The 23,323-nt window shown below is 39.9% G+C and carries 21 protein-coding genes; 14 read left to right on the plus strand and 7 right to left on the minus strand.

What is annotated here, in order from left to right:
* Positions 1–24: 24 nt before the first annotated feature.
* The 4 genes from IR083_RS10745 to IR083_RS10760 all read right to left on the minus strand — a co-directional run bounded on the left by IR083_RS10745 (position 25) and on the right by IR083_RS10760 (position 8,681).
* Positions 25–2,685, minus strand: coding sequence for a transglutaminase domain-containing protein (locus tag IR083_RS10745; protein ID WP_194224330.1), 2,661 nt, complete (start codon positions 2,683–2,685; stop codon positions 25–27).
* A gap of 816 nt (positions 2,686–3,501) precedes the next feature.
* Positions 3,502–4,023 (minus strand): hypothetical protein, encoded by a 522-nt coding sequence (locus IR083_RS10750; protein ID WP_194224331.1) that lies wholly within the window; start codon positions 4,021–4,023, stop codon positions 3,502–3,504.
* Positions 4,024–4,025: 2 nt separating this feature from the next.
* Positions 4,026–5,600, minus strand: a complete 1,575-nt coding sequence (locus tag IR083_RS10755; RefSeq protein WP_194224332.1) for a hypothetical protein — start codon at positions 5,598–5,600, stop codon at positions 4,026–4,028.
* A 333-nt stretch (positions 5,601–5,933) separates the two neighbouring features.
* A complete protein-coding gene (locus IR083_RS10760) occupies positions 5,934–8,681 on the minus strand; it encodes a putative LPS assembly protein LptD (RefSeq protein WP_194224333.1) in 2,748 nt (915 codons plus the stop codon).
* A gap of 376 nt (positions 8,682–9,057) precedes the next feature.
* Between IR083_RS10760 and IR083_RS10765 the strand changes: the two genes are divergently transcribed.
* Together IR083_RS10765 and IR083_RS10770 are read left to right on the plus strand one after the other, a co-directional pair.
* Entirely contained in the window at positions 9,058–10,335 is a 1,278-nt protein-coding gene (locus tag IR083_RS10765; protein WP_194224334.1) for a M64 family metallopeptidase, read from the plus strand.
* A 93-nt stretch (positions 10,336–10,428) separates the two neighbouring features.
* Entirely contained in the window at positions 10,429–11,142 is a 714-nt protein-coding gene (locus IR083_RS10770) for a tetratricopeptide repeat protein (RefSeq protein ID WP_194224335.1), read from the plus strand.
* 85 nt (positions 11,143–11,227) lie between these two features.
* Here IR083_RS10770 and IR083_RS10775 read toward each other — a convergent pair whose 3' ends face one another.
* Together IR083_RS10775 and IR083_RS10780 are read right to left on the minus strand one after the other, a co-directional pair.
* Complete coding sequence (locus IR083_RS10775; RefSeq protein WP_194224336.1) at positions 11,228–12,010, minus strand: NUDIX hydrolase; 783 nt, start codon at positions 12,008–12,010, stop codon at positions 11,228–11,230.
* Between the two features lie 8 nt (positions 12,011–12,018).
* Positions 12,019–12,864: a hypothetical protein gene (locus IR083_RS10780; RefSeq protein ID WP_194224337.1), complete on the minus strand. Its 846-nt coding sequence runs from the start codon at positions 12,862–12,864 to the stop codon at positions 12,019–12,021.
* 381 nt (positions 12,865–13,245) lie between these two features.
* On the opposite strand from IR083_RS10780, the gene IR083_RS10785 reads away from it, so the two are divergent.
* The 5 genes from IR083_RS10785 to IR083_RS10805 all read left to right on the plus strand — a co-directional run bounded on the left by IR083_RS10785 (position 13,246) and on the right by IR083_RS10805 (position 16,562).
* Positions 13,246–14,694: a CCA tRNA nucleotidyltransferase gene (locus IR083_RS10785; protein ID WP_006801193.1), complete on the plus strand. Its 1,449-nt coding sequence runs from the start codon at positions 13,246–13,248 to the stop codon at positions 14,692–14,694.
* An 85-nt stretch (positions 14,695–14,779) separates the two neighbouring features.
* Positions 14,780–15,241: a hypothetical protein gene (locus IR083_RS10790; RefSeq protein WP_006801192.1), complete on the plus strand. Its 462-nt coding sequence runs from the start codon at positions 14,780–14,782 to the stop codon at positions 15,239–15,241.
* Positions 15,242–15,244: 3 nt separating this feature from the next.
* Positions 15,245–15,745 (plus strand): dihydrofolate reductase, encoded by a 501-nt coding sequence (locus IR083_RS10795; protein WP_194224338.1) that lies wholly within the window; start codon positions 15,245–15,247, stop codon positions 15,743–15,745.
* Between the two features lie 82 nt (positions 15,746–15,827).
* Positions 15,828–15,980, plus strand: a complete 153-nt coding sequence (gene rpmH, locus IR083_RS10800; RefSeq protein WP_081852563.1) for a 50S ribosomal protein L34 — start codon at positions 15,828–15,830, stop codon at positions 15,978–15,980.
* An 84-nt stretch (positions 15,981–16,064) separates the two neighbouring features.
* Complete coding sequence (locus tag IR083_RS10805; RefSeq protein ID WP_194224339.1) at positions 16,065–16,562, plus strand: CvpA family protein; 498 nt, start codon at positions 16,065–16,067, stop codon at positions 16,560–16,562.
* Here the strand turns inward: IR083_RS10805 and trxA are convergent.
* Positions 16,555–16,992 carry a thioredoxin gene (trxA, locus tag IR083_RS10810; RefSeq protein ID WP_194224340.1) on the minus strand — a complete coding sequence of 146 codons (438 nt, stop codon included), beginning with the start codon at positions 16,990–16,992 and terminating at the stop codon, positions 16,555–16,557. The genes IR083_RS10805 and trxA overlap by 8 nt on opposite strands.
* Positions 16,993–17,139: 147 nt before the next feature.
* On the opposite strand from trxA, the gene IR083_RS10815 reads away from it, so the two are divergent.
* The 7 genes from IR083_RS10815 (at position 17,140) to IR083_RS10845 (ending at position 23,287) form a co-directional block, all read left to right on the plus strand.
* Positions 17,140–17,970, plus strand: a complete 831-nt coding sequence (locus IR083_RS10815) for a 1-acyl-sn-glycerol-3-phosphate acyltransferase (protein WP_194224341.1) — start codon at positions 17,140–17,142, stop codon at positions 17,968–17,970.
* A 6-nt stretch (positions 17,971–17,976) separates the two neighbouring features.
* On the plus strand, positions 17,977–19,041 hold the full coding sequence (locus tag IR083_RS10820; protein ID WP_006801187.1) for a GNAT family N-acetyltransferase: 1,065 nt from the start codon (positions 17,977–17,979) through the stop codon (positions 19,039–19,041).
* Complete coding sequence (locus IR083_RS10825; RefSeq protein ID WP_006801186.1) at positions 18,989–19,453, plus strand: methylated-DNA--[protein]-cysteine S-methyltransferase; 465 nt, start codon at positions 18,989–18,991, stop codon at positions 19,451–19,453. Before IR083_RS10820 ends, IR083_RS10825 begins: the two co-directional genes overlap by 53 nt.
* Positions 19,454–20,032 carry a Maf-like protein gene (locus tag IR083_RS10830; protein ID WP_194224342.1) on the plus strand — a complete coding sequence of 193 codons (579 nt, stop codon included), beginning with the start codon at positions 19,454–19,456 and terminating at the stop codon, positions 20,030–20,032.
* A 58-nt stretch (positions 20,033–20,090) separates the two neighbouring features.
* Positions 20,091–21,242 (plus strand): sensor histidine kinase, encoded by a 1,152-nt coding sequence (locus IR083_RS10835; RefSeq protein ID WP_006801184.1) that lies wholly within the window; start codon positions 20,091–20,093, stop codon positions 21,240–21,242.
* Positions 21,243–21,334: 92 nt separating this feature from the next.
* Positions 21,335–22,705 (plus strand): MFS transporter, encoded by a 1,371-nt coding sequence (locus IR083_RS10840; RefSeq protein ID WP_194224343.1) that lies wholly within the window; start codon positions 21,335–21,337, stop codon positions 22,703–22,705.
* A 312-nt stretch (positions 22,706–23,017) separates the two neighbouring features.
* Positions 23,018–23,287, plus strand: a complete 270-nt coding sequence (locus IR083_RS10845; protein ID WP_006801182.1) for a co-chaperone GroES — start codon at positions 23,018–23,020, stop codon at positions 23,285–23,287.
* The last annotated feature ends 36 nt before the right edge of the window (positions 23,288–23,323 follow it).

Below are 23,323 nucleotides of genomic sequence, written 5' to 3' on the forward strand. Positions count from 1 at the left end.
GGTTATAATTGCTTCTTCCTAAAGCTATTTTTTCGTTGCTTTTTCTTCTTCTATTGTTTTAAGTATATTTTCTCCGATGCCAATACGGTAACCTTGCGACGAATATAATATGCCTCCGTTTGTAGACAAATAAACAGTCAAAGGAAAATTGTTCGAGAAATCTATTTGCAAAGCTCCCGCGACAGCATTAAGCAATACGCGGTTATTATCAGTCATCCACAACGATTGTTTAGGTAAGCCTTTAAACACAGAGGCATCAAATGCTTTGCTCAGTTTATCGTCAGGCACTGCAAATAATAATCCTCCGTTCCAGTCCTCAATAGCCTGCTGCACGGCCGGCAGATCCTGAAGAATATGCTTGGTCGGTTCTTTGTCAGGATCGGCGAAGCAGATAACCAAACCTTTTTTGTTGGTCAGCTCTTTCAATGTTTTTTTGCTGCCGTCATTCAATGTGACTATAGTATTCGGATCTACGATACCTTGCACCTGAATGCGTCCTTCTACTTTAGGTAATTTGATTTCTATGGATCTGGATTCCTTTCCTTTCACTTCTATATAGCGTGTGTCAATGGTTACAGAACCATCATTCCCCCTGCTGCCTGTCATTATACGGTAATACCCTTCGTCAACGGATATTTTTGCAGGCAGGCTCTTTATCTCGTTCTCATAGTCGAATGTGACAAAATTCCCATTATCGAAACGGGCGATTGTAAAATGAGTATAGTATCCCGGTTTCACTATATTATCCTTTGCACTAGTGAATGTTATGGTCGCTTTTGGCTTTTCTGCGGCTTGTTCTTCAAAAAATACATCTGTCCACAGATTATCCTCTGCCCTGAGATATTGGGGACGGCTGGTAGCCGGGTCTATACGTGTCAGTATATCCATCGAACGACATAAGGCGACAAAGAATATATCTCTCGAGTGTTTATCAGAAACCTTTAGCTCGTACACTCCTTGAGGCGAGACAGGACATTTGAAGTAGTTTTGTTCATCATCCACTTTTATATTGGTTCGGACAAAATCTACGACAGTCTGTATATCGGAGCGTGATTTATTGATAAAATCCTCAGTCAGCACCTTTTTGAAGTAGCCGCGCCACGGGCGAATTAGTTCCAGACCGATGCGTGGTGATAATATATATTGTGCATAACGCTTATGGAAGTCAGGTATTCCTCCCGGCCAGGAGCCATTGACGATCAGATGATCTGACAAATATCCGGCTGGAGTATCACGCAAGTCTTTGTCTTTTAATGATTCTATGAACGGGTATAAGTATCCGTTGCCGTTTTGAGATTTAAGGAATACAGATATCTCCTGCCAGTTCCCTTGCGATTTAGATAAATACTCCCACGTTTTGTCAGCATTCAGATTATTCTCTCCGGCAAATTTACGAGCGTCAGCCTCATTTATAAATGTATTCATATACCCATTACGGATAGAATCTTCATGGGCAAGACGTTTCGCATTCCCGGCAATCTTTTCAGCTGACAATTCTTTTACTGATTGTTCGGCCGGGGCTTCCATAATGATGGACTCTTCGAATTCCCCGCCTTGTTTTTCTTTTAGGGTAACTGTTAATTCCCCGCCATCCGGTGTCGATTTTGCATAGCCATATATGTCATCTTTATTTGCCCACACAAGTATATCCCCCATACCGGAAACAATGGACGCACTACCGTCCTCTTTTGTTATACTTTTAGCAACAGGATAAAATTCAGCATAGTTATATACATTAAAGTTCACCGTTGCTCCGGGTACAGGCTTGCCTGCTTCGTCCACTACCTTTACTTTTACATCACGGGTAGCAGTATAGTTACCTAACAGATTAATCACGGAATACAGACCCGTTTGTACATTTTTTTCTTCAGGGCCATTGTATAATCCGAAAACATTGGTATGTACCATCATTGCCCGCTTTACAGGCGCGGAAAACCATGCCACATCGAGTTCGGGTTCGGGTTCACAAGCGCCGATATAGTGCCATTTCCCGTCTACCCATGCTTCAACCCAAGCGTGGTTATCATCGGTGTGTACCCATCGTGGGGTATAACATTGACGGGCAGGAATACCTACAGCCCGTAAGGCTGCTGTAGTAAATGTAGACTCTTCCCCACAACGCCCCCAGGAGGTTTTAGCTAAAGCCAAAGGGGAAGACGTGCGTCCGTCCGTTCCTCTGTATGTTACTTTTTCGTGGCACCAGTGATTGACTTCGAGTACTGCTTGTTCCATTGTCAGGTTTTTCACCCGGTCTTTTAATTCTTCGAAAAAGACCTGGCGTGCAGTATCCAGATTTTCATTGTTTACCCGGTAAACCAGTACAAAATGGCGGAAAATATCATCTGGTATTTTCTTTCCCCAATCAAAATAGTCACGGGCATTGAATGCCGCATCTACTTGTCCGAGAAAAAAATCGCCGTCATAGTCAGCCAAATCGGAAAGCGGCATATAAGCATACAGAAATTCCAATGCTTCTCGTTTCTCTACAGGCAAATCTGGTCTATCGAGAACAGAGAATAGTTGCTCGCTACGACCGGCAGCCAGTTCTTTTCGTTTAAGGAATTGCTCGTGTACTTCTTTTCTGTACTTTTCGTCTTTCAGAAAATGAAGATTCGACTCACTACAGGCACTGATAAAAATCAATATAGAAAATAGGATAATAGAGTAGATACTTATTCTTTTCATGTCTATTAAAATTATGCCAATCAGGATTCCTAATTAGCTGTTAACATACAATCTTACAAAAAAGGTAACAGAGGTAACACAAATATCAGCTAACAGTCAACAGTTATCAGTTAACAACTTGTATCTCATATAACTTTCAACTTACTACTCAACACTTACTACTTGTTAATAAGTAACAAAGGTAACGGAAAAATCAGTAAACCGTTAGCAGAAATACAACTTTTTAGCTCCGCCGATTTTTACCCGCCTACGCTTTATCTATTTTTAATTGGCTAGCGCCGAACACTGTTTCGCTTTGTTCCGATTCAACTTATTACTTATTACTCATAACTTTATACTCAAAAAGTAACAAAGGTAACGCATTTTTAGCTATTAGCTGTTAGCCGATAGCTTATGTACAAAACCTGACAAACCTGACGACTTTTTACACAATTTTTATTGTCACTTTTTCTTCTAAAAACTCCGTGCTACTCCTTTTTGGCTCCGACCGTTGGTTCTCCATGTTTTAAAATAAAAGGTAACAACCAACCGTCACAGGAGCGAAGCGTATGTAAAGGTTACAGATTTTACATTCTCTTTTCTAATAAATCCTTAAATCCTCTCAGTATTTCAAAGAACAGGAAGCCTGTACTACTACTTTTATAGATAAAACATTTGATAGATTATACTATAAAAAATAAAGGTGACATACTAAAAGTCACCTTTACCTTTTTTAGCTTGCCGTGGGAGATAATCCCTTGCTCACTCTGTGTGTTATTCGTAGAACAAATATTTTACTTTCCTTAAACAAGCACAGCCGAAGCCCTGCTATACTTATCATTTTTTAATCTTATGAGGTTTTCTTTGCCTCGTACTTTTTGTTGTTGTAGACTTAGGCATTATAATCCGGTCTGTATATTCTATTGACCTTATTTTCATGTCTTTAAAATGATTATATAAGTCTTGAGACCAACCAGACTGGCTTCTTTTTGTATATTCATCCTCCGGAATAAGATTTTCAAATTTCAGATATAATCCGTTATAGGTATTCTCCGACATCATCAGATATCGTGCATAACCAGATGAATATATATATAAATATATACCTCGTATTTTACCAAAATTTTCTCTTCCCATAATTTTGGAACGGTTAAAATCTTTAATAGGTATTTGCAAATCTTCGGACACCTCTTTCAATGTTTTCCCTTTATAACAATCTGCCCTGTCCCTAAAATTATAAGTCATAAAAGCAACTGTATCTGTACCGAATGCAGATAAAGGTTTATAGGGTAATTCACATTGGGACTTTGAATTTAATGATGTTATTATCAATAATAACAATAATATAATCTTTTTCATAATCATTTACATTTTGATAATTTATAATTATATGTTTTTCCATTGGCACTATATACCTTATCTACCTTTATTTCCTTAAACTGCCCCGATGCAGATTCCTTTATGTAGATTTTTATACCGGAATCCTGCCCATCAAGGAGACTCATCATGCTATAAATGTGCGCATAATTTTGGGAATAGCCTTGATCTAAGAGATTAATAATTATATCATCATACATCCCCTGAACTTTAGAATTAAGAAAGTCATCATTTGAATCTACAGCAAACAATTCTTTTTTCCCATATAATTTTTCTGCCTTTTCATAATCCTCTACATGGATATAATATTCCGATCCGTCACAGGCAAAGATAACCGTCCCTTCATAATAATCTGATTTACCCACGGCATTGATAGTATAATAAACATCAAGGGCAGAAGGACTCGCGAGACCAATACTACAATTATAATGGGTATGGACAGAGTATACCGTATTCCGTCCTATTTCCATATTAATACCTCTTGAAGTACCCTTTTGCACTCCTCCGGAATTAATATAACCTTCATTATCAGCATCTATCAACATTCCGTACTCTACGGATTTGGATGACGCATAAAGCCTCAATCTTGATATATACTCCTTAATATCATTAGTACCGACTAAGCCTTCTTCCAGTTCTTGTGCCGCTTGCTCAGACTGTGCTGTGCAATCGGTACGCTCCCCGGGCTTCTTTCCATCATCGAAAGGTGTTGGCGTTAACGGTAGATTGGGACTACTTGTGCTTGTATTGCCGCCACCGCCGCCACCGGTAGATGCCGGGGGAAGAGGAGGATCCATACCGATGCCGTTATCTACATACACCGTTACATAAAATGTTTCTGAATGAGTGCTATATCCTATAACCTGATACTCGCCATTGACATAATGTCCTGTCTCCTGTCCCCATTGATATGTAATGCAAATTTCATAAGCTATCAGTTTTTTTGTCTTCTTCCCCTCAACCGGAGAATTAATACTTCCCGTCACCTTTCCTCTCTCGTATACCCGGCCGTTTATAAGCTGGCCATCCAGTGTATAGAAGAATATGTAACCGTCGAGATCAGAATCCGGCGACAGATAGGTACTCTTATCCAACTCATCGCCTTTACGCAGCATATAGTCCAGTTCGGGTATCACAGCCATGATAAAATTGTAAGTCTCACCTGTCTCCTTGTTCCTGAGTACAACCAGTTTCAGTACCTGTTTTGCAACTCCGTTTCCGTGCGCATTGGTATAATCACCTACTTCGGGAGTCATAATCATCAGATTACGGTCTCCGAAATCCAGTGGCGACTCTACGGCATACCATCGTTCGTCGGTAAATAACTCCGCGAGGTCTCCTAATGGCTTGTACGAAATTTTGTCGGAACTATCGGCTGTACTTTTCTGCTTAGCCAGTACGCCTACACTTGCATTGTACCAATCCATCGCCCCGCTGACCGTCAGGGGTTCTACAGGCTTTTCAGTGACAGCATGGCCGTCGTCATCGGAGGAACAACCATACAATACGGCTAATGTAACCAGCATGACCATTATCCGTTTCATCGTTTTTCTGTTCATGTTTTTCAGGTATTATACCGGCGATTTCCCATAACCGGCATTTGTTTTGTAATGTTTGTAAAAAGAAAAAGACATGGGAACTATTATAAATGCCTCTTAATAAATTCGATAAAATGTAATCGGATTCTCAACGCTATGATGCAACCGATCACAAGGATAAAATTATAAATTATTTGTTAAATTAAATAAATATTTTTATTTTTTTTGAAAGCTTGTATAATTACCCGGCATAACTCAAAAGTAATATTTGACTTTTAATTACTGAGTCGCACGGATTAAGGTTTTTAAATTAAACACCCGTCAGCAAAAATAGTTGACAGGCGATAGACCGGATTAATCCCAGTTAGGATCATAACTGGACGAACGGCCTCTTTGCTCATATTTCAAGTCCTGCAATAGGGATGAGCTTGCCCTTAACGACACAAAATATGACTTGTATGCTCCAACAGGGTTGAAGCTGGCGGTGATTGACCAGCAATGGAGGTTGCGGGTAAGGTTACAGCTCATATATGCGATTTTTTTAGCATCGAAATCGTAACTGGTGTTGAAATTGAAATTCCAGTTTTTTGTAGGTTGTATGCTTCCGCTTAATCCGAAGTTCTTGGTCAGGCGGCCTTTGTATTCCATCTTATCATAATCAAAATCCCCATAGTTATAGTTCATGGAGAAGTTGAAGGCCAGGTTCCATTTAATATCATTTTTCACATAGCCGTCTTCATCATATTGATTATCATCTTTCTTTTTTTCCAGCAGGCTACCCTTTTTCTGTTCTCCGGCTTCACCTTCAGGGTTGTCCGTATCCGTCTGACTGCCTTCTTTTTTGCCGCCTTCTTTCTCTACATCTTTACCAAACAGCTTTTTAAAGGTGTCCTGGTTGATGGATGGGGATATGGAATATCCCGTACTTTTCAGTCGCCCTATACCCTTACCGTGGCTGATACGCAGCTTGTCAACCTTTGTAGGGCTTCCATATTGGTCCAATCCATACATATACGGATCGAAAGCGGCGCCTATATTTACTACAAATGATTTGCTGAATTTGAAACGGGCATTTACAGCGATGTCGCTCCATTTGAGGGAGTCGGCCATCATATTGTTGCTGAAATTGATGCTGAGATTGTCTATCAGGCTTATCTTTTTGTATCCGGTCGAATCTTTTTCGGACGCGACTTTCATTTCCAGATTATTTTCAAAGTTGAATGAAACCATTCCCGAAGCACCCATCGGAGCTGTACCGAACATTCCCTGTGAATAAGGGGAATATACATATTCCATCTGCTGCCCTTTCGAGTCGATATATTTATATCTTTCGTAGAATCCGAACATAGGGTCGCTGAAGTCGGGAGCATAACTCAGGCTGATACTGGGAGTAAATACGTGGCGGATTCGTGTCGTTTTGGAAAAGACAGGGATATATTCTCCGTATAATTTAGTCTGGAAACTCAGTGCTGCATTGAAATCATAGACACGCTTGAATGAATATGTGGTATCGCCCCGCATACTCATATGTGTGTTTGTCTGGGGATTCCATTGTTTTTGTATCTTACTGGTATACCAACGTTCCGTATAATTTATAGATGGTGTGATATTCAGATAATTGAAAGCGCTGAATGTCGCGGAAACCGGAATAGTATGTTTCATCGCATTTTTCCAGTCTTTCTGTAAGTTGGATTTCAACAGGAGGTTTTCTTTCGTATCGATGCTGTTCCTGAAATCTCCGGTATAACTTAGTTGTATCTTCTCATACCAACGTTCTGCTCCCGCCGCTTCTTTTCTTTTGAACGGTGCTACACGGCTCATTGTTACGGTCAGGTTCGGCAAAGTCATGGAGATGGACGAGTCCTGGCTACGCTGTGCCACATTCATAGAGGCTGATATGCTCCACGCCGAATTTGGTATCTTCTGAGTCAGGTTGACACTCGAACCTTTCGTGTTACTTGTACCTTGCCGGGTATACCGATTATCGAGACTGTTGTTATTATAAGAGCTTGTTGCAAAGTTCACACTTGCAGAAAGCGTCCTGAACATATTCGCTTTAGGGTCTTGGGAGTGTGTCCAGTTGATGGCGAGGTCTTTGCTTATAGACTGGTCTACATCCTTTTCTCCATATTTGTTGTACAGGTAATTGAAGTCGAACGAGCCGGAATATTTATAACGTTTACGGTATGATGAACGTGCTTTGAGCGCCCATGAACCTTTTGTGTAAATATCTCCCGTGAGGGCAAGGTCTATATTGTCATTAATAGCGAAGTAGTATCCTCCGTCGTGCAGATTGAATCCTCTGTCCATCTCGTCTCCGTATGATGGCATGATAACCCCCGATGAATATTTGTCGGAAAAAGGGAAGAACCCGAAAGGAAGTCCTAGAGGCAGGGGTAATCCTTCAATAACGAGATAAGCAGGTCCTGTTACTACATTCTTTTTCGGTTTGACCTTTGCTTTTGTCAGTGCCAGATAGAAATGCGGGTGTTCGTGGTCGTCGCAGGTCGTGTATTTACCGTCGAGCATAAAGAAAGAGTTGTCCTCCTGCTTCTTAGCTCTTCCCGCTATTACATAACCCTCTCCCTGAGTGGTAATAACATTGGTGATATATCCTTTTTTTGTTTTGAAGTTATACTTCATATCTTTCGACTCATAATCCGTGCCTCCATCAGAAAAGACAGGATAGCCGAATTCTTTCCCTACCGAATCCAGTCCGTATGTGGCATATACCAGACTACTATCCATGTTCATGGACAACTTTTCACCTTTTAGTGTTATTTCGGTATATTTTACTTCTGCTGCGCCATATAAATAGCCCCAATTACTAGCCATAAGTACTACGGAGTCATTGGCGGTATAGTCCACTACGGCATCCAGCGCATTCTTTTTTTGTGCGGTAGAGTCTTGTAGCAAAGAGTCGTTGCGGAGCTTCAGGGAATCATTCTTCAGGAGGGAATCACCCTTCACACGGGGCAGGGTGTCGTTGCTATATATTGAATTTATAGCACGATGCTTAGTATAGGCATATTGTGCACCCCAAAAAGGCACAGAGAACAATATACATAGAAAAATGTATGCTAAGATGCGAACTTTTCTCATCTACAAAACCTCATGCTTATATATTCGGATGCAAAGCTAATCAATTAAACATGAAAGCAGAATACGAAAAAACAAAAAAAGTATAAATTTTTGTATTCAGACTGAATATTCACGATCAATCTTATTGCCCTGAGTCCGGATATTTATGTATATATTTAGAGCTTGTTTAAATTTTATTCGTTCCGATTTTCAGAACTATTTTTAGAATGATTTTTTCTTTTCTGAAGTGCGAATAGCGGGCTATTCAAGCTGAAGAAAGGGGAAAAATCAGATAAAAAGAGACTGAAAATGAACGAAAAAAGAGTTATAATAAAATATTTTGGTAAAATTTAAACAAGCTCTTACTATCTTTGTTCCTTATTAAACGAATCTTTCTATGAAATATTTTTTACTTGCCCTCGCGCTCTTCTTTTCAATAACAAAATCACAGGCTCAGAACTTTGAAGATTATTTCGTCGATAAAGCGTTGCGTATCGATTATATTTTTTCCGGAAATGATGAATCTCAGGTTGTGGCTCTCGACCAGTTGAACCAGTTGCCTCATTGGGCAGGGCGCAGACATAACCTCTCACAGCTACTCCGTAAAGGTAACGGACAAATATGGGTGACAGATGCAAAAACCGGGACATGTATCTATACCGATGCTTTCAGTACCCTGTTTTCAGAATGGCAGACTACGCCTGAGGCTAAGGAGGTTAGAAAAAGTTTCGAAAACTCATTCCTTATACCTTATCCTAAAGGGAAGATATCAGTGGAGATAAAACTGAGAGATAAGTTTGGTGCGTACAGAACTGCGATCAGGCACGATATAAATCCGGATGATATTCTGATAAAGAAAAAAGGATTGAAGAACATTCCGGCCTATACAACGGTACATCGGGGCGATTCGGTTAATAAATGTGTGAATGTAGTTATTCTCGCAGAAGGATATACAGCTTCTGAAATGGCAAAATTCAGAGAGCATGCACAGATTACCTGTGAACAAATATTCAATCATAGCCCGTTCAATCAACTGAAAGATAAGTTCAATTTTTATGCGGTAGAAACAATTTCAGAGGATTCAGGCGTAAGTGTACCGCGTGAAAACAACTGGAGCAGAACCGCCTTCAGTTCCCATTTCGATACATTCTATTCCGACCGCTATCTGACGACATCTCATGTAAAAGATATACATGATGTCATTGCCGGGATACCATATGCACATATTATTATATTAGCAAATACAGATGTGTATGGAGGCGGAGGAATATTTAACGCATACACACTGACGACCACCGGCCATGCTGCCTTCAAACCTGTTGTAGTCCATGAATTCGGGCATAGCTTTGCAGGTTTGGCTGATGAGTATTTTTATGAGAGCGATGTACTGGACAATATATACCTTCATTCTGTAGAGCCATGGGAGCCGAATATTACCACGTTGGTTGACTTTACCCTAAAGTGGCAGGATATGCTTGTGCCTCAGACTCCGGTACCCACAAATACCGATCTTGCAGATAAATTTAGTGTAGGAGTATTCGAAGGTGCCGGTTATTCGGCAAAGGGTATTTATCGTCCCGCTATCGATTGCCGGATGAAGACAAATACATGCAAAGACTTCTGTCCTGTATGTCAAAGAGCTATATTGCAACTCGTAAAATTCTATACTGAGTAAAAAAAAATACAGTCAGGATTTTATTTATAAGGATAAAACCCCTATTTTTGTCGCTGCTAATTCTGAATATTAAAATATATAACTAATAATACAATGTCTTCTAAAAAGAAACAAGCTGAAATACAGGAAGAGAAGGACTGGGGAAAAATCGACAGTGCTGTTCATAAATCTGAAAATTTTATCGAAAAATATCAGAAACAGATATTGATCGGAATTGGTATTGTTGTGGTAGTTGTCAGTGGCTATCTGGCATTCCGGCATTTCTATCTCGGGCCAAAGAATGTAGAAGCACAGGTTGCTTTATTCAAAGGTGAGCAATATTACAGAAACGGACAAGATTCGCTTGCTATCTATGGTGATGCAAACGGATATGTAGGTTTTGAATCTATCATCAGCGACTATGGTTCTACCGATGCCGGAAATCTTGCAAAATTATATGCCGGCATCTGTTATGCTAATATGGGCCAATACGATAAGGCTTTGGATCATTTGAAAGGATTTAGCGGAGGTGACAAAGTATTGTCTCAATTAGTAAATGGAACTATTGGAGACTGCCTTAGTAACACCGGAAAAGAAAACGATGCTGTTTCTTATTATGTGAAGGCAGCTAAAGGTGTTGACAATCCGTCACAAAGCCCGATCTTATATAAGAAGGCGGGGCTTATATACCGCAACCAAGGTAACTACGACAAAGTAGTTGAAACGTTTACTACGATCAAAAATCAATATATGAATTCACCAGTTGCAATGGAAGCGGATAAATATATTGAAGAAGCTAATCTGATGAAAGCAGGAGGAGCTAAATAAGAGGAAAGAAAAAATTATCCAGATATACAAAAAGCGCAGAAGTTGATACTTCTGCGCTTTTGTATTTAATACTATCTTAGTCTATTTAGAAATTATTACTCATCACCTGTATACCGTACTTTTCAGCTTCTTCGTATTTTTCTTTTATAAATGTGTACAGATTCGGGGATTTATGCGCTCCCGCTTTTCTTGTTTCATTCAAAGGCTGAATATAGCCGATCGACAACATTTTACGCTGAAAATTACGCCTGTCTATCTCCCGTCCCAGAATGGCTTCATATATACATCTCAGTTCGGGCATAGTGAATTTCTCAGGTAGTAATTCGTAACCCATTGGTATAAATCCGATTTGTCTACGGATAGTGGACATAGCAGTATCTATAATTTCTTTATGATCTGCATATAACGACGGTATTTCATTGATATCGAACCATCCGGCCTCTTCATACTCTTCGTTAGTAAATAATTGAGCTTCGTTATATTTAATGAGGGAATAATATCCCAGGCTGATAAAGCGGTCGGTATACCATTGGCCTTTATCTTCCCGGATATTGAATCGCTTAAGCATATCAGCATTCTCCTCTACGCCTATACGCCCTTTTTTTCCAAAAAAATAGAATTGTCTAAGATACACATCTTCAAGTCCGGTGCGACCTTTTAGTACCCGCAAAGCAGATTCATCGGGATCCTCGTCTTTTGCTACAAAGCCTCCCGGAAGCATCCATTTCTCACTGACTTTAAATTTGCATAATAATACTTTAAGACGACCCGAATCAAAACCCAGTATGATACAATCGACGGATACATTCGGTATGAATATACCCGATCCCTGATCCAGGGTCTCAAAAGGTGGCTTTTCTTTTTCCATAAGTTTTTTCATTTGATGACATTGTCCTGGCTTTCTTTGTCTTTTTTATTATCGAGATAATAAATATGATACTCTGCTTTCTCTTTAGCTGTTTTCAGACTGTCGAGTTGTAACATCATTGTTGATAACTGAAAAGATTTAGAAATTGCGGACTTCGTAGTTTGTGATAAGGTGTATGTATATTTTCCCTGTCCCTCAAGTGTAACAGTCAGGGGATTGTTTGAATTTGTGAATATAAATCCGGCTATGCCATTTTCGCTGGGCCCCGCAAAACGGATGATCTCATATTCTTTTCCCATATTAGAGAATCGATAATTAAGACCGTCGTCGGTCACCGCTAACGATTGAGCGAAGGAACCGTCTTTTGCAGATACTTTTATGCGGTTATGTTTTTGTTTTGACCCTACAAAAACACTCTCTATGTATAATACGCCATCCTCTCCTACTCCCGAGCGCAGCATTGTACCGGCAATAACACCACCGGTAAGGCTTTCTTTAGGAATAAACACCCCTGTTTCCTGATATTCTTTGTTACGCTGAAATGAAAAAAGGGTTTTTATTTTATCCAATGTGGGTTCATTCATGGCAATGAGTGAATCGCATTGGGTGATTACCAGCTCGTTCTCTGCCCTTCTTACCGTGTCGAGAAAAGCCAGACTGGCCCGTATCTGGTCAAACGCTTTCGGATACAGGATTTTCACACTGTCTATCTCCTGTTTAGCCAATGTATACTCTTTGTTGGTATAGAAACGACGAGCCGAGTCTAAACGCAGTTTAGCTCCATCATCTTTTGCTCCGCAAGCAAACAAGAAGATAAAGAGAAACACGATTGTATTTCTTAAAATTTTTTGCATAGGATGTTGCTCTGTTTTAGAGAGAAAGTATTCCGGGTAATCTTCTTTAATTGTGTACCAAATTACAAATTATTTTGATTTTAACAGAATTATTCTCAAATAATTTAACTTCTCAACACTAAAAATAGACAAAAACATCTTTCGGCATACACTTTTAACAGGAAAAAGAAAAAGATGTTTTTAATTGGTTGAAATTTATCATCCGGAGATGTATCATTCTTGTTTGATAATTCTTATTGAGGCAGAATTGCGGTATGATAATTGATTAGTAGAATTTATTATCTTTGCACTTTCTAACCTCTCGAAATCAGAGCAATTGTGAGATTTATTACTTAAATAGATTACTCCGTTGGTCAAAGAGAGTTATGCAGTAAAATTGAAATGATAAACCTCAACAATATAGAAATACAGCGTGAGTTGAAAAAGAAGTTCTCCGGGAAAACATTTGAAATAATTTCTCAGGTTGCAGATGATATGCAATTGGAGTGTTATGCTATCGGAGGATATGTCCGTGATATATTTTTACACCGCCCGTCAAAGGATATAGACATTGTTACGGTAGGCAAAGGGATCGAACTGGCTCAGGCTGTGGCCAGGACACTAGGCAAAAAAGCCCATCTCTCTGTATTCAAAAACTTCGGGACAGCACAGATTAAATACAAGGATACCGAAATAGAATTTGTAGGAGCACGCCGCGAATCTTACCAGCGGGATTCCCGTAAGCCGGTTGTAGAAGACGGAACATTGGAAGACGATCAGAATCGCCGCGATTTTACGATAAATGCTTTAGCCGTTTGCCTCAACAAAGACAGGTTCGGGGAATTACTCGATCCGTTCAACGGGCTGAAGGATATGGAAGACCTGATTATACGCACCCCTCTCGATCCGGATATTACATTCAGCGACGATCCGTTGCGGATGATGAGGGCAATCCGTTTTTCTTCACAGCTGGGCTTCAATATCGAGCCGGGAACATTCGATGCCATCACGCGTAACAAAGACCGCATCGGTATAATATCGGGCGAACGTATCATTGATGAATTAAATAAGATCGTACTGTCTCCCAAACCGTCTGTCGGATTTCTTCAACTCGACCAGACAGGCCTCTTAGCAATTATATTTCCGGAATTAGTGGCACTCAAAGGTGCTGAGACTAAAGAGGGGGTCGGGCATAAGGACAACTTTTATCACACATTGGTAGTTCTGGATAATATCTCGAAGAAAACGGACGACCTGTGGTTGCGCTGGTCTGCTATCCTGCATGATATAGCCAAGCCTGCAACCAAACGTTTTGATAAAAAGCTGGGATGGACTTTCCACAATCATAATTTTATAGGAGAAAAGATGATTCCGGGAATATTCCGCAGGATGAAACTTCCCCTGAATGAGAAAATGAAGTATGTGCAAAAGATGGTGACATTGCATATGCGTCCGCAGGTACTTGTGGATGAAGACATAACCGACTCGGCTGTGCGCCGCTTATTGTTTGAGGCCGGAGATGACATTGAAGACCTGATGACGTTGTGCGAAGCTGATATAACATCTAAAAATCCGGAGAAGGTACGCCGTTATTTACGAAACTTTGAACTGGTACGCCATAAATTAAAGGATATAGAAGAGAAAGACCACGTACGTAATTTTCAGCCGCCGATCGGCGGCGAAGAAATTATGGAGATATTCGGACTCGCTCCGGGTGTGGAAGTAGGTCGGTTGAAATCATCTGTAAAAGACGCTATCCTTGATGGTGTTATATCGAATGAATATGACGCCGCTTATGAATATCTGGTTGCAAAAGCTAAAAAGATGGGGTTAAAACCGAAGGAGAAATAAAATTTCGTAGTTTGTTGTGGATTTATTTACTAATTTGCCTCTTATTAAGAAAAGCAAATTACCTGAATCTAAAAGAAACAACATTATGAAAACTAGATTTTTTATCGTTCTGGCTTTAATTATCCTGACAGGATGTAGTTCTTCGAAACAATCGGCTAAGAAAGGCTGGGGTACTTACGGTAGTCCTAATGTAGAGCAAAAACTCTTGAATAATGAAACTTTCGTGGTCGACGTTTACAGCGATGATGCCACATACGGATACACTCAGGAGAATCCGATAATGGTGGGAGGTGGTGTCCTTAGTGGCGCCAGAAACGAAAGACGGTTTCTTAATGCGCTGATGGGGCCGGACGGAGAGCCGATCACCTATACAAGACTGGGAAGCTGTTGTGGGTTCAAAACAAAAAACGGATTATTGGATGATGGCGGACTTCTTGATATGTATCAGGTTGCGCACAAAGGTTTGGAGAAAGAAGTTATCTTATATATTAATATGTACGACTCGGATACATTGAAGATCCCTGTCGGATTTAAGAAGAAAAAATAAAATATGACAGTAAAATCCATTATAGTAGCAACGGATGAAGAGAATGCAATAGGCAAGGATAATAACCTGCTTTGTCATCTGCCTAATGATCTGAAATATTTCAAAAAAATAACGGATGGCCACCCTGTAATAATGGGACGGAAAACATTTGAGTCGTTGCCTAAAGGGGCTTTACCCAACAGACGGAACATTGTAATTACCAGGAATAAAGAATTACATTTCGACAGGTGCGAGATGTGTTCTTCTGTTGAAGAAGCTGTTGCGTTATGTAAAGACGAACCTGAAATATTCTTTATCGGCGGCGGTTCTGTATACAAGGAAGTTATCGATGTTGCCGACAAACTATATCTGACCCGCATCCATCACAGGTTCGAAGATGCCGATACTTTCTTCCCTCTGGTTGATCCTCAATTGTGGGTGAAAGTATCGAAGGAAGATCATCCTATGGATGAGAAACATAAATATGCATATAGTTTTATGACTTTCGAAAAAATAAAACGTTAATATTCTTGCTTATATTAAATAAACATCCTATTTTTGCAACCCGAAACTGAACAAGAAATAATAACAGAAAATATATATAGCGATGAAAAGAACTTTTCAACCATCAAACAGAAAGAGAAAAAACAAACATGGTTTTCGCTCAAGAATGGCTACAGCAAACGGACGTAGAGTGCTTGCAGCCCGTAGAGCCAAAGGTAGAGCTAAACTTTCAGTTTCAGACGAATACAGCAAATAATATTTGTAAAAAGATATTTTGCTCAGGCAAACAAAGTAGGAATTAGTATTAATTCTTACTTTTGTTGTTTATAGATAGCCCTTTATGGAGTTGAACTGGTTCGATCTGGTAGTTGTAATTCTCGTATTGGTAACGCTGATAAAAGGATTCTTTTCGGGATTGGTGATGCAAATCGCTTCTCTCGCAGGGATTATATTGGGCGCTATCTTCGCCGGAAAACTATCGGAATACATCGCCCCCTGGCTTATTAATCTGATCGATGGGTCGCCCCATATAATAGGGCCTCTTTCATATATTGTAGCATTCATAGCGATATTGGTTGCATTATTCTTTGCCGGCAAGCTATTTGAATCTTTTGTGGATGCACTGAAAATGACTATATTGAACCGATTGGCGGGAGCCTTGTTCTGTGCCGCAAAATGGATTGTGGTATTCAGTATTGCCCTGAATCTTGTGGCCGAGTTTGACCAACATAAGCGAATAATAAAAGAGGATGTGCGTGAGAAATCCCATACCTACCCTCTTGTAACTGAAATAGCAAAGACTGTGATCCCGTACCTGCGTTTCGACTGGATCAGTTAGCTTTCTTTGCGGAGTATTCCTTGATTACTTCGACCAGTCTATCTTTCGATACCAGTCCCATAATGCGGTCCACTTCTTTTCCATCTTTGTAAACGACTATGGTAGGCAATGCCTGTATACCCTTGTCTATCGAGAATTTCTTGTAATTGTCTACATTTACCTTGCCTATCTTAACAGAATCCTTATATTCCGTAGCGATTTCATCCAGGATTGGAGCCATGCGGCGGCAAGGGCCACACCACGCCGCCCAGAAGTCTACAAAGACGAGCCCTTTGGAAGTTTCACTCTCATAATTTGATGCGGACAATGTTACGACAGGCGATTTACCTTTCGGTTCATCCTTAATCTTTCCCGATACATTGAGACTTGTCAGGGTGAATATGCCTAGTAATGCGATGCTGAGGATAGAAAATAATATTCTGTTTTTCATTATTCTATTATTATATATTTTGTAATAAGAACACAAATATAATAGGTAAAATCAATTAAAACATATCAGTTATGACTATTTATTGATTTTTTGAAGTAATAATAACTCAAAATCAATTAATTTTGTGATTCATATGATTTTTCAGAAATGGCTCAAGAACCACTTATACTGAATTTAGATAAAGTACTGGAAGAAAAAGCTCCGAAAATTTATAATAAAATACCACGCTTTATTATAAATTATCTGAAGCGTAAGGTTCATATCGATGAGTTAAATGAAATACTCAGGATATATGCAGATAAGGAAGGTGTCGATTTTATGCAGGCCGTAGTCGGCTATTTCAATCTTACACTGGAGGTGAACGGGCTGGAGAATATACCGCAAGACAGACGTTTTATATTTGCATCCAATCACCCGTTAGGAGGGCTCGACGGTATTTGCCTCTCGGCTATAATTGGAGAAAAGTACAATAAGAAGATAAAGTATGTGGTAAACGATGTATTGTATTTCATCCGGAATCTGCAACCGATTTTTCTTCCGGTTAATAAATACGGCCGGCAGTCGAAGCAGGCAACCCTTACATTGAATGAAGCTTATGACTCCGATGATCAGATCATCACTTTTCCCGCAGGTCTTTGTTCCCGGAGGGAGAAGGGACAGATATACGATTTGCCGTGGCAAAAGAATTTTATACTGAAAGCTGTTGAATCCAGGAGAGATGTTGTTCCTGTCTACTTTGATGGGAAAAATTCAAATTTCTTTTATAGATTTGCAAATATAAGAAAGCGGTTAGGGCTAAAGTTCAATGTGGAATTGATACTTTTGCCCGACGAAATGTTTAAGAATAAAGATACAAGTTTTTCTATTACATTTGGCGAGCCAATTCCATATTCGACTTTCGACAATTCGAAAAGCGCTTCGCAATGGGCCAGCTATGTAAAAGATAAAACATATAAGTTAGCGAAATCAAACAGATAATATTAGATGGAAAAAATCATCTCACCAATAGATAAAAGTCTCTTAAAAGCCGAATTGACGAAGGACAAACTTCTGAGGCATACCAATAAGGCAAATAATGAGATTTATATAATCACACATCACAATTCACCTAACGTGATGCTGGAAATAGGCCGCCTGCGTGAGATTGCGTTCCGTTATTACGGAGGAGGAACGGGATTGTCTACCGATATTGACGAGTATGATACAATGGACAATCCGTACAAGCAGCTAATAGTCTGGAATCCCGACGCGGAAGAAATAATAGGAGGATACCGTTTTATCTGCGGGCCGGATATTTGTTTCGATGATAATGGCGAGCCGGTTCTGGCGACCTCCCACCTGTTTCATTTCTCCAAGAAGTTTATAAAAGAATACCTGCCTTATACGTTCGAGCTCGGACGCTCATTTGTCACATTGGAATATCAGTCCACTCTTGCAGGGTCGAAAGGTATATTCGCACTCGATAATCTTTGGGATGGATTGGGGGCATTGTCTGTGGCAGACCCGTCTATGAAATATTTTTTCGGAAAAGTGACCATGTACGATACCTATAATACTCAGGCCCGTGATATGATCCTTTATTTTCTGGGTAAGTATTTCCCCGATCCTGATAAGTTGGTTTGGCCGAAGCAGGCACTTCAGATAGAAACAGAAGAAAAGAAACTTATTCGTTTGTTCGATGAGGATACTTTTAAGGCTGATTATAAAATCTTAAATACATCTGTCCGCAGGTTAGGGCTTAACATTCCGCCACTCGTAAATGCTTATATGAGCCTTTCACCTCAGATGAAAGTATTCGGTACGGCCGTAAACGATACTTTTGGCAACGTAGAAGAAACGGGCATACTTATCAATGTGGATGAAATACTGGAAGAAAAAAAGAAACGCCATATAGAATCATACCTGAGAGACAAACCGTCGAAACGTTTCCTTAAACGCCTGCGCCAGATGATAAACTGGAGTTGGTCGAAATACGAAGATAAACCAAAGAAAAAAAATGAAGGCTTTTTTACAATCTCCCGTCGGAGTAATAGAAATAGAAGAGACTAACGGCTTTATTTCTGCTCTGCGGATTGTCTCAGAAATGAAACAAACGGATACGATCTTAGCTCCGGTTCTTGATGAGGCTATAACGCAACTGAAAGAATACTTTGCCGGTGAGCGCAAAATATTCGACTTGCCTTTGGCTCAGGAAGGGACTTCTTTTCAAGAAAAAGCCTGGGATTATCTAAATACTATTCCGTATGGCGAAACCGTCTCCTACAAAGAAGAAGCAATAAGTATAGGCTCTCCGAAAGGGTGCCGGGCTGTCGGCTCCGCGAATGGGAAAAACAATATAGCCATAATCGTTCCTTGCCACCGTGTAGTGAATGAAGGCGGGAAGCTGGGCGGATATGCCTACGGCCTTGAAGTGAAAAAGAAATTATTGGAATTGGAAAGCCGTCAAAAAAACTTGTTCTGAATGCTCGATTTGTCAAAATATAAGATCATACTTGCATCCAATTCACCTCGCAGAAAGGAACTTCTTTCAGGATTGAATATTGCTTACGAAATAAAAACGCTTCCCGATATCGACGAATCATATCCTGACAATCTGCACGGAGAAGATATCGCTATCTATATCGCAAAGGAAAAAGCAAACGCATACAAGGCCTGTATGAAGGATAATACACTTCTTATAACAGCGGACACAATCGTTCTCCTCGATGGAAAGGTATATGGCAAACCTCTTAATGAGGAGGATGCCAAACAAATGCTCCACGATCTTTCGGGTAAGACACATTCGGTGGTAACAGGCGTTTGTGTAGCAACAAAGGATAAGCAGAAGGCATTCGGCGTCTCATCCGAAGTGAGATTTGCAAGGCTCGAAGAAGATGAAATAGAATATTATGTAACGAAATATAAGCCGTTGGATAAGGCCGGGGCATATGGTGTGCAGGAATGGATCGGTTATATCGCCGTGGAATATATTTCGGGGTCTTATTTCAACATTATGGGATTACCCATACAACGCTTGTATCAGGAACTGAAGAAATTCTGATAATCAATATTATTCCCGTCGAAAATGCGTTAAAGAATAAAACAATTATCTTTATTGCATGAAAATATTTGAGAACAATAGGCTCTTATTGCGGTACATCCTTATTATAGTGGCTATAATAATAGCTTTCGGGTCGCTTATTGTCTCTCATTACCTGGTAAAAGACCTTTCTAAAGAAGAACGCAACAAGATCGAGATCTGGGCTGAGGCCACTAAAGAAATGGCCAGTAATACCGAAAATCTGAATATGAACCTGGTAGTCCAGATCCTGAAAAGCAACACGACTATCCCCGTCATTTTATATGACAAGAAAGATAACTACTATACTTCCACAAATATAGAACTTCCCGAAACCGATGAGCAGGAGTTTCTGAAACAGCAGTCCCGAACTTTTGAAAAGAGACATAAACCTATTGTTATCGAAGTTGAGGATTTTGACCAGTATGTATATTACGACGATTCTTACACCCTAAAGCGGTTACAATTATATCCGTATGTTCAGGTGAGTGTACTGATCATATTTATGATAACTGCCTTTTTTGCATTGTTTACCACGATGCGAATGGAACAGGACCGCCTTTGGGTAGGTCTGTCGAAAGAAACGGCACATCAGTTAGGAACGCCGATATCATCATTGCTGGCATGGCTGGAATATCTGAAATTAAAAAATGCCGATCAGTCTATCTTGTTGGATATGGAAAAAGATGTGAACCGCCTGCAAATGATAACGGACAGGTTCTCGAAAATAGGTTCTGCTCCATCTTTGGAACGAAAGGATATAAATGAAATCGTAACTCAATCTATAACCTATCTTGAAAAGCGAATTTCGAAAAAAGTCATTTTTGAACTTCAGTTGTCATCTGCACCTCTTTATGCAAACGTAAGTGAGCCTTTATTAAGCTGGGTGATAGAGAATCTGACAAAAAATGCAGTGGATGCAATGGAAGGTCAGGGCGAGATCATTTACACCTTGTCCGATAAAGGTAAAATAATAAGTCTGGATATACGGGATACGGGAAAAGGCATTCCTAAATCAAAATTCAAAACGATCTTCAGTCCGGGATTTACCACAAAGAAAAGGGGATGGGGACTGGGGCTTTCTCTGGCAAAGCGCATTATAGAATCGTACCATAGAGGTAAAATTTATGTGAAGTCATCGGAGATAGGTGTCGGCACTACTTTTTGTATTGAGTTAAAAAGGTCTAATTAACATATTCCGTAAAGCGCATAACCTTTCTAAACAGGATTATTTTCTTATTTTTGTGACGATTCGTTTAAATTTTAACAATTCTATCAAATCTAATGACTAAATTTTCAAGGGCCTTTTGGGTTGCCAATTCCGTCGAACTGCTCGAACGGCTGGCGTATTATGCCGTATTTATTGTAATCACCCTCTATTTATCCAATGTTTGGGGTTTCTCTGATATCGAAGCCGGTATTATTTCGGGTATATTTTCAGCAATGCTCTATTTTCTTCCCACTTTTGCCGGAGCATATGCAGATAAAATAGGCTTCCGTTCATCCATTATACTAGCATTTACCTTATTGACAGTTGGTTATGGAGGTTTAGGCCTTTTGCCTACTCTGCTGGAGAGTGCGGGACTGGTAAGTTACGGGATGACAGCTACTTTTACCGGCCTTGAAACAAGTTATCTGCGTTGGAGCATCGCTCCTATTCTGGTGCTTATCGTTATAGGCGGAGCATTTATAAAAGCTGTGATATCGGGAACGGTAGCGCGTGAGACTACATCGGAAAACCGTGCACGCGGATATGCTATCTTTTATATGATGGTAAATATCGGGGCATTTACGGGCAAAACCGTTGTTGACCCGCTACGCAGAAGCATGGGTGATGAAGGGCTTGTATACCTTAATTTCTTTTCCGCGTCAATGACTCTTTTGGCTTTGATCGCGGTTTTCTTTTTCTATAAATCGGTAAAAACCGAAGGTAAAGGGAAAAGTTTTGCCGAGATAGGAAAAGCCCTGTGGAAAGTTTGCCAGAACGGACGTCTGATAGCATTGATACTCATTATTAGTGGTTTCTGGATGATTCAGAGCCAGATGTATGCAACTATGCCTAAGTATGTGATCCGTATGATTGGCGAAGGAGCTTCCCCGGGTTGGTATGCCAATGTGAATCCGTTGGTGGTATTTGTATGTGTCAACTTTGTCACTTCATTTATGAAAAGGCGTACTGCTCTCACTTCAATGACTATAGGGATGCTGATTATACCGTTCTCGGCATTGGTAATGTCGTTTGGCAACCAGATCGGGACTGATTATGTAATGGGATTGCACCCTATTGCCTTTATGATGATAGTGGGTATTGCCATGCAGGCATTGGCAGAGTGTTTTATATCACCCCGTTTTTTAGAATATTTCTCATTACAGTCGCCAAAAGGGGAAGAAGGCCTTTATTTAGGATTTAGTCACTTACACTCATTCTTTTCATACCTCTTTGCATTCGGACTGTCGGGCTTCTTATTGGAAAAGTACTGTCCGGACCCTAAGGCATTTGCATCGCAGGTAGAATATGCCGCAGCTACAGTAAACGCGCATTATATATGGTATGTCTTTGTCGGAATCGGTATGGTCTCTGCCATCGCACTTGTCATATATGGACGGGTAGTGAGAAATCTGGATAAAAAGAAACTGAACCCGGAGACTGAATAATAATAAATTACTTTATCTATATGTGTAGCTTATGGCTAATAGCTGTTAGCTTATCGTTCTTTGAAAAAAATAATTAGCAAATAAGTGAAATAGTGTAACCTTTGTTACTTTTTAACAAGTAGTAAGCTGAAGAAGACGTATTTATATTAACTGTTAATTTATGACTGTTAACAGCAAATGACTACTTGTCAGTTTTCATACGTTCCTTATCCTGCTTTTTTGACAGAAATATACTTTGGCACGCATTTCGCTTATCTCTAATCAGAAAATATTTAAAATTTAATATATAACAATTTAAAATCTTAAAGAATCATGAGTATTAAACCATTAGCAGACAGAGTGCTTGTAAAACCGGCCGCTGCAGAAGAAAAAAGTGTGGGAGGTATCATTATTCCTGATACTGCAAAAGAAAAACCGCTTAAAGGCGAAGTAATTGCCGTAGGAAATGGAACAAAGGACGAAGATATGGTGGTAAAACCGAAAGACAATGTGCTTTATGGTAAATATGCCGGAACTGAAATAGAACTGGAAGGTCAGGTTTACCTCATCATGCGTCAGTCGGATATTCTTGCAATTATTTAATTGCGAGTGTACTAGATAAAAGTTTACCAGCCTGCT

Origin of the sequence: Dysgonomonas sp. GY75 (genome assembly GCF_015234155.1) — a bacterium.
In the GTDB taxonomy this organism is placed as follows: domain Bacteria; phylum Bacteroidota; class Bacteroidia; order Bacteroidales; family Dysgonomonadaceae; genus Dysgonomonas; species Dysgonomonas gadei.